Consider the following 13,661-nt stretch of genomic DNA (forward strand, 5'->3'; position numbering starts at 1 on the left):
ATTCAAATATGCACCGCGGTGTTCATACCCTTGGGGAAAATAGGATAAAGAACTTCGTTATACCACGTTATATCCGTTATACCTTTATAGACCTAGTAACTCCCGCTTAGACGCTTCAGGATCATGCACAATTTCAATCTCATGGTTGAAAATTAACGTTGCGCGATCCTGTTTATATGCAGGCCAAGCTATGCCCGCCGTCTCTGGCTTACCGTGCTTGGCAAAGGAAATCCAGGCATCCTGTACCTTGAGTGCAAGCTCTGCTGCTGCCTCGTCCGGCTCGGCATTCATGAATTTCAATACAGGTAATGTATTGAACACGAAGAACATTTCAATACTGTGAATGGCTCTTTTTAACAATGGATGCTCTGGCATCACCCAATCGAAGCGATACATCCAGACGGGTGCGTGCTTTTGCTGAGCTGCCGCATACTGCAACGATGAGCGCCAGAAGAAGAGATCCGTCATCACCTGAGCTTGGCCATCCGCCGTTTTGGGATAACGATCTGCAATCGCCACACGGTTCTCCAGATCTGGTGCCATAAAGTCCACACCTTGTACCATATCAATCTCGGGTGAGAAAGGCACATGTGGCTGGATAAATAGCGCACCTTCATGCAGTGTTGTTCCAATTAATACCGGAATGTCCTGCGCGAAACCTACGTTCACCGCTTCAAGAGGAGCCTGGGGTAGGGTATTGCCATCCAGTACAGGCTGGAATAACAGAGCCATCCCAGCACCGATCTGCTGTTTAAGGGTCTGACCTGCTGCGATAATCTCCTCTGCCGAAATAGTTCTCAGTTTTTGCAGATTGTCTGGCTCAACGCCAAGAATCTTCAACATCCCCTCACGCATCGCAGATGCTTGTTCTGCAGTTATGAACTGTGAAGCTCCACTTTGCATGATGGCACGGTTAAACAATCCTTTAGCCGCAGGTATAGCCATTAGAGCTGCGATACTCATGCTACCTGCCGATTCTCCGAATACCGTAACATTGTTCGCATCCCCGCCAAACGTCGAGATATTGTCCTTCACCCACTGTAGAGCTGCCGCCTGATCAAGCAGACCTGCATTCGTTACATAGGACTCACCGAGTGGAGCCATATGCAGGAAACCGAGTGGTCCGAGTCGGTAGTTGATGGTGACAACGATAACATCGCCTCTATGAGCCAATTGTGTCCCATCGTACATCGGCTGACTGCCTGAGCCCGATACGAATGAGCCCCCATGAATCCATACCATAACCGGTAGAGGATTAGTGCTTTCTTTTTCCGGTGCCCAGATGTTCAGATATAGACTGTCTTCTGATTCCACTGGCCGTTGCCCACCTGTCCAATCTGATTCGTGGCGAGGCTGTATATTCTCAGGCCCAAATTGTGTAGCCTGTCTGATTCCATCCCATGATTCCGGTGGTACTGGCGCTTGAAAACGCAACTCCCCTACTGGCGGTTTGGCATACGGGATACCTTTCCACACACGTGTACCATGCAAAAGCTCGCCTTGAACTGTACCATACTTCGTTTCAACTTGAAGTTCTCTCATGCCGCTTCTACTTCCTCTCCATGGATAGGTTAAACTAACATATAAAAGATTTTTCAAAAAGTAAGCTTCTGAACACGCACTTGAAGTGATTCGCATGTGTATCTATTTGAGTATAAATCGTTGGCATACCCATTTACAACTTTACCCAATCTCCGCTATTCTACTACGTTTCACGTGGAACTTTCTTCTTCTAACTTGATCTCTCTGTCGACATGTCTTATGTGATAAACACACTTAATGAGTTCCAGATCATATGGAGTATAATCCCTGGGATCAGTGATTTTGTTTTATAAAAAATGTAGCCAAACACGAGTCCAAAAATGGACGTAGCTATAAAAACACCACCGTGCAGCATACCAAAGATCACCGAAGAGATGATTAATGCCCACCATGCTCCATATTTATTGGAAAGTGTCGTGAAGAGCAATCCTCTAAACAGCAGTTCCTCGAAGAACGGAATAATAAGACCAATGGCTATGACAGCAATGATCGTCTGAAACGTCACGGCTGAACGAAGATCACTCGATTCGAAGAGATGACGCTGACCCTCATTTGTTTCTATTCCAGTTCCTAAGATTAGCACTGAAGTTAGTGCCATCAATACGAACCCAGCGATGATATAGAAGGCAGCCGTTCTTATCTTTACTTTGGAGCATAGAGGATCACGTATGTATTCTCTGAACCTTGGATTAAGCGCAAGAAACCACGTATACGTTATGATTTGAAACAATATGAATACAAACGTTGAATCTACATTTTTCACGCCTAACATCTCTAATATTAAGGATGTAATGATAAAAAAGATTGCAGGCAGTAGCAGTATTAATCCTAGTTGTTTAATTACCTCTTTCAAACTGTAACTTCTGTCTAGCGGCATTCGTAAGTTTCACCTCTTTGTGATATACATCTAACCCTTAAAAGAAACACCTGATAAGATTAGGCTGATATGTATTAATATTAGGGGACGGTGCCCTTTCATTGATCTAACCTCCTTTCTCCGTAATTTCGAGGACTGACCGTGAGCACTATTGTCTTGGCGAGTCATACTGTGTGCATGCTTTCAGATGCAGCGTATCCAAGCTAAACCAATCCAACCTACACTGTACCAAAATAAGAATGGCATAATCTACCTAAAACTAAAAGAGCCACCCCTAAGGATGACCCCTTAACGTAAACTAACTCACCACATGTGAACTGCTTCTGCTCATCTATGATTGCCTCATGATTAATCTAATACTGGATAATGTACCGTAAACACCGCACCCTCAATCCATTCACCTGTCACGAAGTTCCTCCCCTTCACAACGACCCGATCCTTGTAAATCTCCACATGAAGTCCTTCGCTGCCCTCCAGATGTTCGTCCTGATCCGTCCAGAGATAACCAACAGAAGATGCGTTGAACATGGTTGGCATGTACCCTTCTCCATCGTACATTGTACGCTGTGCTTCAAGCTGCCAGTGCGTGTGTCCTGTGAAAAGAATAGCCTGCGGATACTGGGCTAGAACTGCTTTAAGCTCAGCATCCTGATTCACCCCGTACCATCCTTGTTCCTTCATTGATCCCGCTACCGTGTTCATGAGTGGCTGATGCAGGAACAGAAAGATCGGACGATCTGGCGTCGCATGCTCAGACAGCTTAAGCTCAAGCCATACCAATTGTTCGGCAGACAACTCGCAATCCTTCGGATGAGGTTGCTCTGTACCTAAGAAAATATAGTGATACCCGTTAATCCAATGATCGTGATAAGAACGTTTCATACCTGTAGTAATTTCAAAGTCATTCAACCGACGATGCCACAACTCAGCAATTGTAATCGGCTCAACCTCGGAAGGAACAGGCTTCCCATCTGATGAAACATGAGCAGGTACAGTATACAAACCGTGGGATAGCTGCTCAACCAGTGCAGCCGATTCAGCTCTCGTTTGTGTTATTGTTGGCTCCACATGTTTATCTTGCTCTAACAACTCCGCTACTTTGGCAGACGTCATTGCCATCAGAGGCAACGGAGGATCTTGAAATACGATAGCGCCAATATCATGATTTCCCACCGTATAGCGGATATCAGGCAAGTTCCCAGCGTGTTGCTTCAGTATGCGCTCTAGTTCACGATACTCGCCCGGCAGACCTCGATCCGTCACGTCACCAACATGCATAATGCCACTGCTTCCTTGACTGAAGGTCGCTATATCGGCCAAGGCCTGCTCCAAATGCCGGTTATGAATATGACCTGCATCATCTCGTACATGCGTATCCGTAATCACTTGAAAGCTGGCAAGAGGCAGCTCAGGCAACTGTTCTTTTTTCATCAGGAATCACTCCATTTCAGTCCAATAATGCCGATCAGAATAAAGCCAATCCATACCATAGAAGTCAACCGAAGACGTTCGCCAAAATAGTAATGACCCACAATACCAATAAGTGTAATACCCACGCCAGACCAGATCGCATAAGCCACCGCTAGAGGCATATATTTCACTGCGAAATTGAGGAACGTAAAGCTTGCTCCATAACAGACAAACATCATCACCGAAGGCCATAAACGAGAGAAGCCGTCCGATACTTTGAGCAAAATGGTGGCGCTCAGCTCCAGTCCAATGGCGAGGGCGAGCAGTACCCACCCCAGATACGTTTGAGCATTAGTCATTCGCCAAACCACCATTCAGAAGTTCATGAAATGACTGAATCGTCCGATCTGCGAGTGTAAGTCGCCCCGGTTCTCCAATTCCAATCTTATAAGCTGCACCAGCCGCGCGTGCCATCTCCATATCACCATCCGTATCACCGATAACCAAGACCTGCGATGCAGGTATACCTAACTTCACACAGGCGAGCGACACCATATCGGGAAAAGGCTTGCCACGATCCACGAGGTCCGTACCAATTACGACGTCAAAGAATGACTCCAACCCCATCCATTGCAGATGTTTAACTGCACTAGGGGTATCGTCTGCTGTCACAACCCCCATCACCACGCCTTGGTTACGGCATTGCTCTAAGAATGCACGAACACCTTGTAGTGGATATGCCGGACGATGAATCTCCATCGCCTCTTCTGCATGCGCTAGACAATCTCGCACCATGATCTTGGCTTCAGCCCAGCTCAATCCTGCTCGGTATCCATGCCAGGTCAACACGGCATATACTTCATCCATCGTCCCCATGGCGAGTGGTCCCCGTACATCATACCCATTCATACGTCCCTGCTCATCATGCACCGTACCCCAGATCTGTGGAATATCAGTGGCATCGATATGCATTTCTCTGGCAGCCAACCGTTCTCTGAAGTCATTAAGCACACAATCCGTCCAGAACCCCCACATCCTAGTAAAATCCAGTAGCGTTCCGTCTTTGTCAAACAGGACGGCTTGAATCGGATGGAGTGATCCACCTACATACGTCCCCTCTTGTAGCATCTGCTAAACTCCTTATCTACGATCGTAATGAACCGAAAGGGCGGTACATCTTGCATGTACCGCCCTCCCGGCTTGATTGCTTCTGTTATCAATATAATCCCCGTATCAATACTGATTAAGTTATTCTAGATCTATGGCTGAAAGGTAGCTTAGCTCAGCCTTACTTCGCGATACGATCAAGCTCTTTCTGAGCTTTCTCCTTCGCTTCCTTCAATGCCTCTGCGGCCGGAACGTTGTTGATCTGCACTTTATCTGCCGCACCCTTCAATGCATCATTGATCTTGCCGCCCGTTGGATCACGGAATGGAGCGGATGCATGAGCTGCTTGTTGAAGCGGTACTGTAATTTGTGGATTTTCCTCACTGAACTTCTTGAACTCTGGATCATCTTGAGCGGATTGACGAACTGCGATATAACCTGTGTTCATCGACCATGCAGCCGTGTTTTCAGTCTTAGAGAAGTACGTCAGCCATTTATATGCCGCTTGTTGTTGCTCAGGGCTTGCCGCTGCCGGGATACCTGCCAGAATCGCATTCGCAACTGGCTTACCTTCACCAATACCTTCCCAGCCTGGTTGTTGCATCGCAGCGACAATGCTGAAGTCTAGGTCACCTTGGTCACCACTGGAGCCGGTGTAACCTGCTGCTTTGTTTTTCATCACATTATCAATCGTTTTGTACCAATACTCCCAACCTTGACCACCATATTCGATGCCCATGATCTTATCTTCGTGAATCCATTTACGGAACAGATCCCATGTCTCGATCCACTCTGGGGAATCAACCATAACGGTCTTGCCATCCTCACTAAGAATTTGTCCACCTTTACCCATTACAGCATCAATCATATTGTCCCTACCCCACATAGGTTGCCAGCCATAGAAGGTGGTCTTGCCATTCTCTTGTTTGCTCATTTTCGCTGCTGCCTCAGCAAGTTTCTCCCATGAGGTCAGACTTGCCGGGTCGATTCCGTTCTCTTTGAGCGTATCCATACGGTAATACATGATTTGAGTTGTTCCATACATCGGCAAGAAGTATTGTTTTCCGTCCACTTCTCCTTGGTTCAGAAACGTTTGAATGAAGTCATCCTTTTGGAAATTCGTATCGGCTGCGATCATCTCATCCATCGGTGCATAGTAGCCTTTGCGCGCCCAGTCGATATTGGCACTCAGTACAGCCGCTGGAACCTTCTTGGAAGCAATCGCTGCTTGCAGCTTCTGTTCGGTCTCTGTGTAGTCTGCCTGTACAATTCCTTTGACAACAACTTCGTCCTGGGAAGCATTGAACGCATCAATCGTTTTCTTCATATTGTCACCCAGATTACCACCGAGACCATACCAGAACTCAATCTCTACCGGCGCCTTTGCCTGAGTGTCTGTTCCACTTGCAGCAGCCGTTGTATCGGACTCGGCTGGTGTCGATGATCCACAAGCTGTCAGTAGAGCAAAACTCGCTGCTAGTACGAGGGACATGCCACCCTTCCAGTTTGACCTCAGTCTGTTTTTCCATGTCATGTTAGCTTGACTCCATTTCATTGTTGTTCCTCCCGTTTAGGTGAAATGTGGTTAGTACGATTGATAACGTGTATCTAGGTGATGCAGGATGTTCGGTGATTCGTATCAGTTCTTGTTCACACCCGCCGTCATGTTGACACTCTGCATGATCGTTTTCTGGGTGAATAAGAAGAGAACAAGGAGTGGTGCGATGGTGAAGGCACTCGCAGCCATAATTTGCGGCCACGCCAGTCCATATGCCCCGCCTTCGACGAAGAAGCTTCTCAGACCAGCCGATACTAGCTGCAGATCAGGGTCTTTGGTGATCAGCATCGGCCAGAAATAATTGTTGTACTGTTCGATGAACGTAATCAGTACCATTACGGCGAAGCTTAATCGAACCAGTGGCGCGATAATTGTCCATAAGATTCGGAAATGTGATGCACCATCCAGCTGTCCGGCTTCTACCAATTCATGAGATACCTGCATGAACGCTTGGCGGATTAGGAAAATCGAGAACACACTCACACAGTTGGATACAATCAAGCCTGTGTAGGAGTCCAGCAAGTTAAGCTCGCTAAGCACCATGTAACTCGGTAGATACACAGCTGTACTCGGGATCATGTAACCCACCAGAATTAAGGATGTCAGTGTACCTTTGAGGCGGAATTTCATATGAGTCAGCGCATATGCCATCATACTGGAGTTAACGATCTGGAATAGACAGATCGCCAAGGCTACCCCAGTACTGTTCAAAATGTAACGAGCAAACGGTGCGGCATTCCACGCATCCACGTAATTGCTCCACAGGAATGTTTCCGGCCAGAAGGTCGGCGGAAATTGCCAGATCTCATCATTCGTTTTGAATCCGCTAATGACCATCCAATAGAAAGGAAAGGCTGTACCTAGTGCAATCATTGCTAATAACAGATAGCGAATCATTTTACTTATTTTCAGTTTTACGGACACATTCTGCATCTCCTTGCGCTTCATCCACTTCTGAGTCTTCTTGTTAGGCATCGTCATTGTCATTAGTAGTGCACCAAACGTCTGCCGAGCAGGAAGGATACTCCTGAGAGCAGTACGCAGATCAGAATAATTACAACGGCGATGGATGAAGCCTCACCTACATTGAAGGATTCAAATGCAGATTGGTAATACATATACAGCAACGTTCTCGTCGATCCCGCCGGCCCACCCTGCGTCATGACGTTAATCTGGTCGTAAGCCTGAAGAGACTGAATCGTCAGAATAATGGAGAGAAAGAACGTCGTTGGTGAGATCAGCGGCAGTGTAATACTTCGGAACTTATCCCAACTACCTGCCCCGTCAATGGAAGCCGCTTCGAGCAGATCAGATGGCAAGTTGCGCAGTGCAACCAGATAGAATACCATTGCCCAGCCAATCGACTTCCACAGGGTAACAATCAGCACGGCAACCAGTGCCCAGTTTGCGTCACGCAGCCATCCAATGGGAGATACTCCCGCCCAGCCCAGCATAAGATTAGCAAGCCCTACCTCTGGCTCGAAGATCCAAGACCATGCGATGGATACAGCAACCGTTGGCGTTACCCATGGCGAGAAGAGTAGTGTCCGGAAAACTCCGGTTGATTTGATCTTGCTATTCATAAGCATTGCCAGTGCTAATCCACCAACGATGGTTGGAATGACACTTCCTAACCCGAATAACAACGTAACCTTCAAGGATTGATAGAATTCAGAGTTGGTCAGCAGATAGCTGTAATTGTCTAAACCAACGAATAACTTGTCTGGGCTCATGAAGTCCCAATCGGTGAAACTGAGATAAACGATATATCCGAGAGGCCCTAGCCAGAAAACCAGCAACGGAATTAGAGCCGGCAACGTGAAGAATACCGCTTCAGACTCCCTCCATAGCTTTAATCGCAATTCCCCCAACTCCTTATGTTCAATTTTTCTTTAATCTTTTAGAAAAGTTTGGCATGAAACCATTGTTTATTTATTCTGTACAAAAATGATTGTACACTCGTATTGAAAAATCTATTTCAGGGTTATGTTAAAAATGGGACGGGTCATGTAAAATATGAAGAAGCTAGTGGGAACGCTATCATAAACTTGAGGTGACATTGTGGTGAAAGAATCTACCGGGAATCCGAATCAATCTTCATTGCCCGATCGGTATGAGCTAAGGGAGAAGGTCATCGACGCCATCGCCAACACGATGGATCTGTATGGGGTTAATCATACGTTTGGCAAATTGTATGGGGTTATGTATTTTGAGGATCGACCTATGACACTTGAAGAGATGAAGACCTCTATGAACATGAGTAAAAGTAATATGAGCTACGCTGTTCGTTCACTTACGGAGTCACAGATGATATATAAGCTGGAGGAGAAGAAGGATCGTCAGGATCAGTACCTGGCTGAAACGGATTTCTATCGCACCTTTCAGAACTTCTTCGGATCAAAGCTACAGCGCGAAGTGGATGTAATGTTAGAAAGCATCCGAGCAGTCATTCCTGATCTATCGGCGATCATCCTTTCGGAGCATACCTCACCAGAAGACCGAAATGAGGCACTACGTGACCTGCACAAACTTCAACATGCGGAGCAATACTATATTTGGCTTCAGGGATTCGTAAATCAATTGCAAGAGGGTAGCTTCTATCCAAACTCTGCTCAGGAATGAATACCTTACGATAACGTCCGAAATTCCCGATGAAGAGTAGCTAGCCAACTCTCTGTTGAGCTTCACGAATTGAATGGGCGAGGCGCTAACGAACCTAACAAGTCTTATATGACCAATAATGCTGGGATACCAATTATAACGAACCTGAGCGAAGTTATTTGTAAAAGAATGCTTCAAAAGCAGCCAAATCTTCTACTTTATCGTGGAATAACGTCGCTATGATTCGTTAGATATTTAGTTTGTGGAATTTGCTATGAATAGCGTCTCCTCGGTTCGTTAAATTGGAAAGCATCGGAATCAGATGACTTGACGAATCATTATGGAGTTACACGACAACTCAAAAAGAGCTGTCCCTAGCCACTGTATGGCATTGGAACAGCTCTTTTCTTATCTATTATATTCTCCTACGATCCTATCACCTGTTGACCTGTGAAAATATTATTTTTGCGCTGCCGCTTCAATGTCTGCATATGCCCAGTGTGTTGCTGGTACATCGCTGAACGAAGGCGTCACCACTCCAGTTCGTGGTGTGCGATTGAACAGCACATTCAGAACCTTCACGGCTTCAGCACGTGAAAGCTTGTTATTCGGCTTAAACGAACCATCGCTGTAACCAATCATCAAGCCTGCAGACTGAACATAAGCAATCGCATCCGATGCCCACAGGTCTGCTGATACATCCGTGAACGTAGCTTCTGCCTCAATACCTGTTACTGGATTTGCTTGTTGCTGCATCCAACGATACGCAATCGTTGCCATCTGTGCACGGGTAATGGAGCCTTCCGGCGCAAATTGTGTAGTGCTCAACCCGTTCATCATGCCTGCGGATTGAGCTTTCTGAATCTCACTGGTTGCCCAGTGCGTTGCAGATACATCCGTGTAGTTCACACTAGCAGCAGAGCTTGATCCTGCTTCATCAGTCAGGTTGCGAGCCAGCATAGCCGCCATTTGCGCACGTGTTACCAACGCTTCTGGACGGAAGTCTGCCCCAAAGCCTTGAATGTATGGAAGCTGTGAACTTTGCGAAGCTTTCAAGCCATCCACTACGACAAGTGTGAACGTACTGAACTTGGTTACAGTGAACTCAATGCCTTCACTATTATCTGTGAGTTTCACCAGTTTACCTTGAATCAATTCTTTAGTACCGTCACTGTGTTCGATGTAGATCGCCAGGTTGTCCAATGCTTGCTGACGTGCAGCCGGGTCGGTTGGCAAACTATTACGCAGTGGTAAGGTCAACGTAACTTCTCTGCTTTGCATATTGGTTTCAATTTCAACTGGACGGGCGAGTACACGTACATTTGTATTAGGAGCAATCTCCTGAATCAACCGTTCCTTCTTCGCACGCTCTTCTACTTCCTTACGCTCCGATTCCAGTTTCAATGGAACAACGCGGAAGTACAAGTCTTGATCGAACCCAGCAATCGAACTCGTTGGAACTGATATCACGACATTGCCTGTAGAAATTTCAAGTTTAAGCGCACCATCATTCAGTTGCTTAACGGCTGCTTTTGGCAGCTCAATCCTTGTCTCGGACACAGCGTCTTGGGCATCTGGAATGACAATACGTGCTGTGTCTGTGCCAAACTGTTTCGCTTTTTCTACCGATTCCTTCGCAATCGCTTCACTCATCTTCACCAAATCTTTGATTACACCATTCGTTTCAGTTGTACGAGTAATCGGTGTCTTGGTCAAGTTCGTGCCGTTAACACCATTGACATCGACAACAATCTGTTCCTGTTTCGTAGATGGAGCAGGTGTTGTACTTGGCGCTCCAGCAGACGATGTCGGCGTGGACGGGCTAGGTGTTGAAGGATTAGTCGGTGTCGGTGTTGTTGTGTTACCACCATCTGAATCTTTCGCTGTAAAGACAAACTTCAGCGCACGTCCTGGCATCTCATCACTGATCGCTTTATAACGAACCAGCACTGTCACGTTTCGATTAAGATCCAAACGCTGAATTAATTCTAGATCAAGCCAGTTCAAACCCCCATCGAAGGAAATTTCCATAGTGGAGTCTAGGCCAATCAGTTTTTTAGCTGTGTTATCCCCGGTTACATTAGGAGCGGTGAAGAATTGGTCAATGACATATTGCAAGTGCGAAGCACTCTCATATCCGTCCTCTTTATGCTCCAGAACCCATTCCGCCAGTTCCTTTTTGCCTTCATTGCTAAGATCAGCTCTTTTGGATAGATTAAGTGAACCTGAGAAGTCGATCTTTTTGCCATGGAAAAATTGTTCACCACTCAACTGATCTTGCATCGTTTTATCAAGCCATAGATCCATCTTCTCTACCGTGTCAGCCTTCTCGATTGGTTCGAACGGTGCAGAGAGAAGTTCAAGAATGAACTCAGGGTTAGGAATGTCCCCTGCTGATGTTCCTTCCAACCGTTCCTTCACCAATAAATGCAAAAACGTATATGCAAGTACAGGTTTGTTCACTTGGCCGAGATCAAGATAACGCTGCCCGATTTTATGCAGATCCTCTGTCTTGCGATCATTAAAGTGCTCAAGACCATCGGACAAGGATTGGGCTAAAATATCTAGTTTATTCTGAAGAACACTCAGTTCCTTTTGCTCCCAGACTAATTGTGCCTGCACAGCCAGTTCAATCATATATTGAACTTGTGACTCTGTTTCATAGTCTTCCCCTACTTGATAGATCAAGAATTTAGCTACATATTTTTTTAATTCTGGCGTGAAGTTAGAATATTCCTGAGGCAAAGTGATATCTTCCAGATGTTCTATAGCCATGATCATATCATCTGTATCTTCGTCCTCTCTTGCATAATTCACATCACGCAGATTATATTCATTACCATTATCAATATCCGGATTCAAATATTGATCAAAAGCATATTGAATATCTGCATAGGTTAGATATCCTCCATTCGGGCGTTTCTCCAACATATGCATGGCTAATTCATTTTTATCCGTACCAGTTAGCTTATTGAATTCACTGAAATCTAGCGGGAAATTCTCCATCGGTTTGGTCGGATTATTGGTATTGTATGTTTCGACCTCGCTCTGTATATAAGCAATTTTCTCGATTTTATCTTTCATATCTGCTTTCGTCTCAACCCGATTAAGATATGGGGTCAACTCCACTGCAGATTCCGTTTCCCCCATTACACGACTAATTGTCGGGCTTGTCGTGAGCCTCAGTTCGAATCGATAAGCTGTCATTCGTTTCTCTAGATCAGAGGAAGTGAGATATACATGAACGAGACGATAGAATTCTTCTCTTTCGACGGCATCATTAAAGTAATTCACACGTTCTGCTTGTTTCGTATAGAACGCATCAAGCGCAGTCTTGGCAGTTGGCCCTCCGATCTGGTGCACCACATCAAGTGCCCGCATAGCTACTTCCACCATAATCTGAACTTGTCCTTGACTTGTATATCCAGCAGCAGTAGGCGGATCATTCTTTAACAAATAATCGGCTACCGCCTGCTGGTCTTCAGCAGACAGAGATTTAAAATCAGGTGAAACTCCGAACTGCTCATCACTAAAGAACGCTATTGCTTTCTGGATATCCTCTGGATTAGTCCTTCTAGCGGTCTTTTTGAATTCATTATACTGATCTAACCATGGTGCATCTGCGAAGAATGAGTCGAATGCGGATTGCACCTGAGCAATGTCTACGTATCCATTCTCTGGTCTGTTATCAATGATCCAATCCGCCAATTCACCAAGTTCGCTATCATGAACAATCTCGGACATTTTACTCAAATTAAGTACAAATGGAGGAAAGTTGCTATCTTGATGCTGAATATAATCTTGAGTAGCCGTATATACGCTATAAAGTTGGTTTAAGGCAGAACTAACACTTGTACCGTTAACGCCATTAAAAAGCGCTATTTGCGTCGTCATAAAGCTTAGCTTGGTTCCATACGAGACAGAATTACCGAAGTTTGTTCTTGCGTACTTAAAGTACGCTGTGTTGACAAGCAGTGCTCGATCTACACCGCTAAGCAAGCTGTACGAACTGCTCGCATTACGAAGTTGGTTCAAATCCTGATCACTAATATTCAGGAAGTATGTATCCACATCTCCCAACAGTTCATATAAGGAAGTTACTGTTTGCTGAAATGTACTTGCATCCGCTTGTTTCGTAAGTTTAGCCAAATGGTAGATCAGGTTAAAGATATATTCTACCTGGCCATCTTCCGAATACTGGACATTAGGTGAGATGAGATTAATTACGCCTTCGGCAATCTCTAATTTCTGACTATCGGTTAATGAGCTATAGTCATCTGGTAGATTAATGAACCCCGGCTCCTCCAAAATACTCTGCACAGTTGAGATTATACTTGGATAATTGTTTACGAAATAATCATTCCTCTGCTCATTAAGACGCTCACGAGGCGTTAACCCATCTGCACTGGCTACGCCCCCCACATTTATGAGTGGCACCAACATAACTACAACCAACATTAAACTGATAAACCGCTTGAATAACATGTATTCTGTCCTCCTAAGTACGTGTTACTGTTATTGTAGTAAAACGCTCTGGACCGATTCTGAACACGGAGGATGTCCAAA

The 13,661-nt window shown here is 45.5% G+C and carries 10 protein-coding genes; 1 reads left to right on the forward strand and 9 read right to left on the reverse strand.

What is annotated here, in order from left to right; genetic code table 11:
- Nucleotides 1–84: 84 nt before the first annotated feature.
- The 8 genes from V6W81_RS28360 to V6W81_RS28395 all read right to left on the reverse strand — a co-directional run bounded on the left by V6W81_RS28360 (nucleotide 85) and on the right by V6W81_RS28395 (nucleotide 8,356).
- The gene (locus V6W81_RS28360; RefSeq protein WP_338541097.1) at nucleotides 85–1,542 is read right to left on the reverse strand and encodes a carboxylesterase/lipase family protein; all 1,458 of its coding nucleotides are present in this window, start codon (nucleotides 1,540–1,542) and stop codon (nucleotides 85–87) included.
- Between the two features lie 217 nt (nucleotides 1,543–1,759).
- On the reverse strand, nucleotides 1,760–2,419 hold the full coding sequence (locus V6W81_RS28365) for a CPBP family intramembrane glutamic endopeptidase (protein WP_338541098.1): 660 nt from the start codon (nucleotides 2,417–2,419) through the stop codon (nucleotides 1,760–1,762).
- 348 nt (nucleotides 2,420–2,767) lie between these two features.
- Nucleotides 2,768–3,850 (reverse strand): metallophosphoesterase family protein, encoded by a 1,083-nt coding sequence (locus V6W81_RS28370; RefSeq protein WP_338541099.1) that lies wholly within the window; start codon nucleotides 3,848–3,850, stop codon nucleotides 2,768–2,770.
- The gene (locus V6W81_RS28375) at nucleotides 3,850–4,188 is read right to left on the reverse strand and encodes a DMT family transporter (protein ID WP_128104115.1); all 339 of its coding nucleotides are present in this window, start codon (nucleotides 4,186–4,188) and stop codon (nucleotides 3,850–3,852) included. Before V6W81_RS28375 ends, V6W81_RS28370 begins: the two co-directional genes overlap by 1 nt.
- Nucleotides 4,181–4,957 (reverse strand): HAD family hydrolase, encoded by a 777-nt coding sequence (locus tag V6W81_RS28380; RefSeq protein WP_338541100.1) that lies wholly within the window; start codon nucleotides 4,955–4,957, stop codon nucleotides 4,181–4,183. Before V6W81_RS28380 ends, V6W81_RS28375 begins: the two co-directional genes overlap by 8 nt.
- Before the next feature lie 160 nt (nucleotides 4,958–5,117).
- A complete protein-coding gene (locus tag V6W81_RS28385; protein WP_338541101.1) occupies nucleotides 5,118–6,491 on the reverse strand; it encodes an ABC transporter substrate-binding protein in 1,374 nt (457 codons plus the stop codon).
- 84 nt (nucleotides 6,492–6,575) lie between these two features.
- A complete protein-coding gene (locus V6W81_RS28390; protein WP_430701405.1) occupies nucleotides 6,576–7,391 on the reverse strand; it encodes a carbohydrate ABC transporter permease in 816 nt (271 codons plus the stop codon).
- A gap of 89 nt (nucleotides 7,392–7,480) precedes the next feature.
- Nucleotides 7,481–8,356, reverse strand: coding sequence for a carbohydrate ABC transporter permease (locus V6W81_RS28395; RefSeq protein WP_338541102.1), 876 nt, complete (start codon nucleotides 8,354–8,356; stop codon nucleotides 7,481–7,483).
- Nucleotides 8,357–8,555: 199 nt separating this feature from the next.
- On the opposite strand from V6W81_RS28395, the gene V6W81_RS28400 reads away from it, so the two are divergent.
- Nucleotides 8,556–9,116, forward strand: coding sequence for a GbsR/MarR family transcriptional regulator (locus V6W81_RS28400; RefSeq protein WP_397349416.1), 561 nt, complete (start codon nucleotides 8,556–8,558; stop codon nucleotides 9,114–9,116).
- Between the two features lie 438 nt (nucleotides 9,117–9,554).
- Here the strand turns inward: V6W81_RS28400 and V6W81_RS28405 are convergent, their stop codons facing one another.
- On the reverse strand, nucleotides 9,555–13,580 hold the full coding sequence (locus V6W81_RS28405; RefSeq protein ID WP_338541103.1) for an S-layer homology domain-containing protein: 4,026 nt from the start codon (nucleotides 13,578–13,580) through the stop codon (nucleotides 9,555–9,557).
- Nucleotides 13,581–13,661 lie beyond the last annotated feature (81 nt).

Origin of the sequence: Paenibacillus tundrae (assembly GCF_036884255.1) — a bacterium.
Classification (GTDB): Bacteria; Bacillota; Bacilli; order Paenibacillales; family Paenibacillaceae; genus Paenibacillus.

Bases quoted from the DNA above. Each gene is read 5' to 3' on its own strand.
- V6W81_RS28360 (WP_338541097.1), bottom strand. From the start codon at position 1,542: ATGAGAGAACTTCAAGTTGAAACGAAGTATGGTACAGTTCAAGGCGAG.
- V6W81_RS28365 (WP_338541098.1), bottom strand. From the start codon at position 2,419: ATGCCGCTAGACAGAAGTTACAGTTTGAAAGAGGTAATTAAACAACTA.
- V6W81_RS28370 (WP_338541099.1), bottom strand. From the start codon at position 3,850: ATGAAAAAAGAACAGTTGCCTGAGCTGCCTCTTGCCAGCTTTCAAGTG.
- V6W81_RS28375 (WP_128104115.1), bottom strand. From the start codon at position 4,188: ATGACTAATGCTCAAACGTATCTGGGGTGGGTACTGCTCGCCCTCGCC.
- V6W81_RS28380 (WP_338541100.1), bottom strand. From the start codon at position 4,957: ATGCTACAAGAGGGGACGTATGTAGGTGGATCACTCCATCCGATTCAA.
- V6W81_RS28385 (WP_338541101.1), bottom strand. From the start codon at position 6,491: ATGAAATGGAGTCAAGCTAACATGACATGGAAAAACAGACTGAGGTCA.
- V6W81_RS28390 (WP_430701405.1), bottom strand. From the start codon at position 7,391: ATGATTCGCTATCTGTTATTAGCAATGATTGCACTAGGTACAGCCTTT.
- V6W81_RS28405 (WP_338541103.1), bottom strand. From the start codon at position 13,580: ATGTTATTCAAGCGGTTTATCAGTTTAATGTTGGTTGTAGTTATGTTG.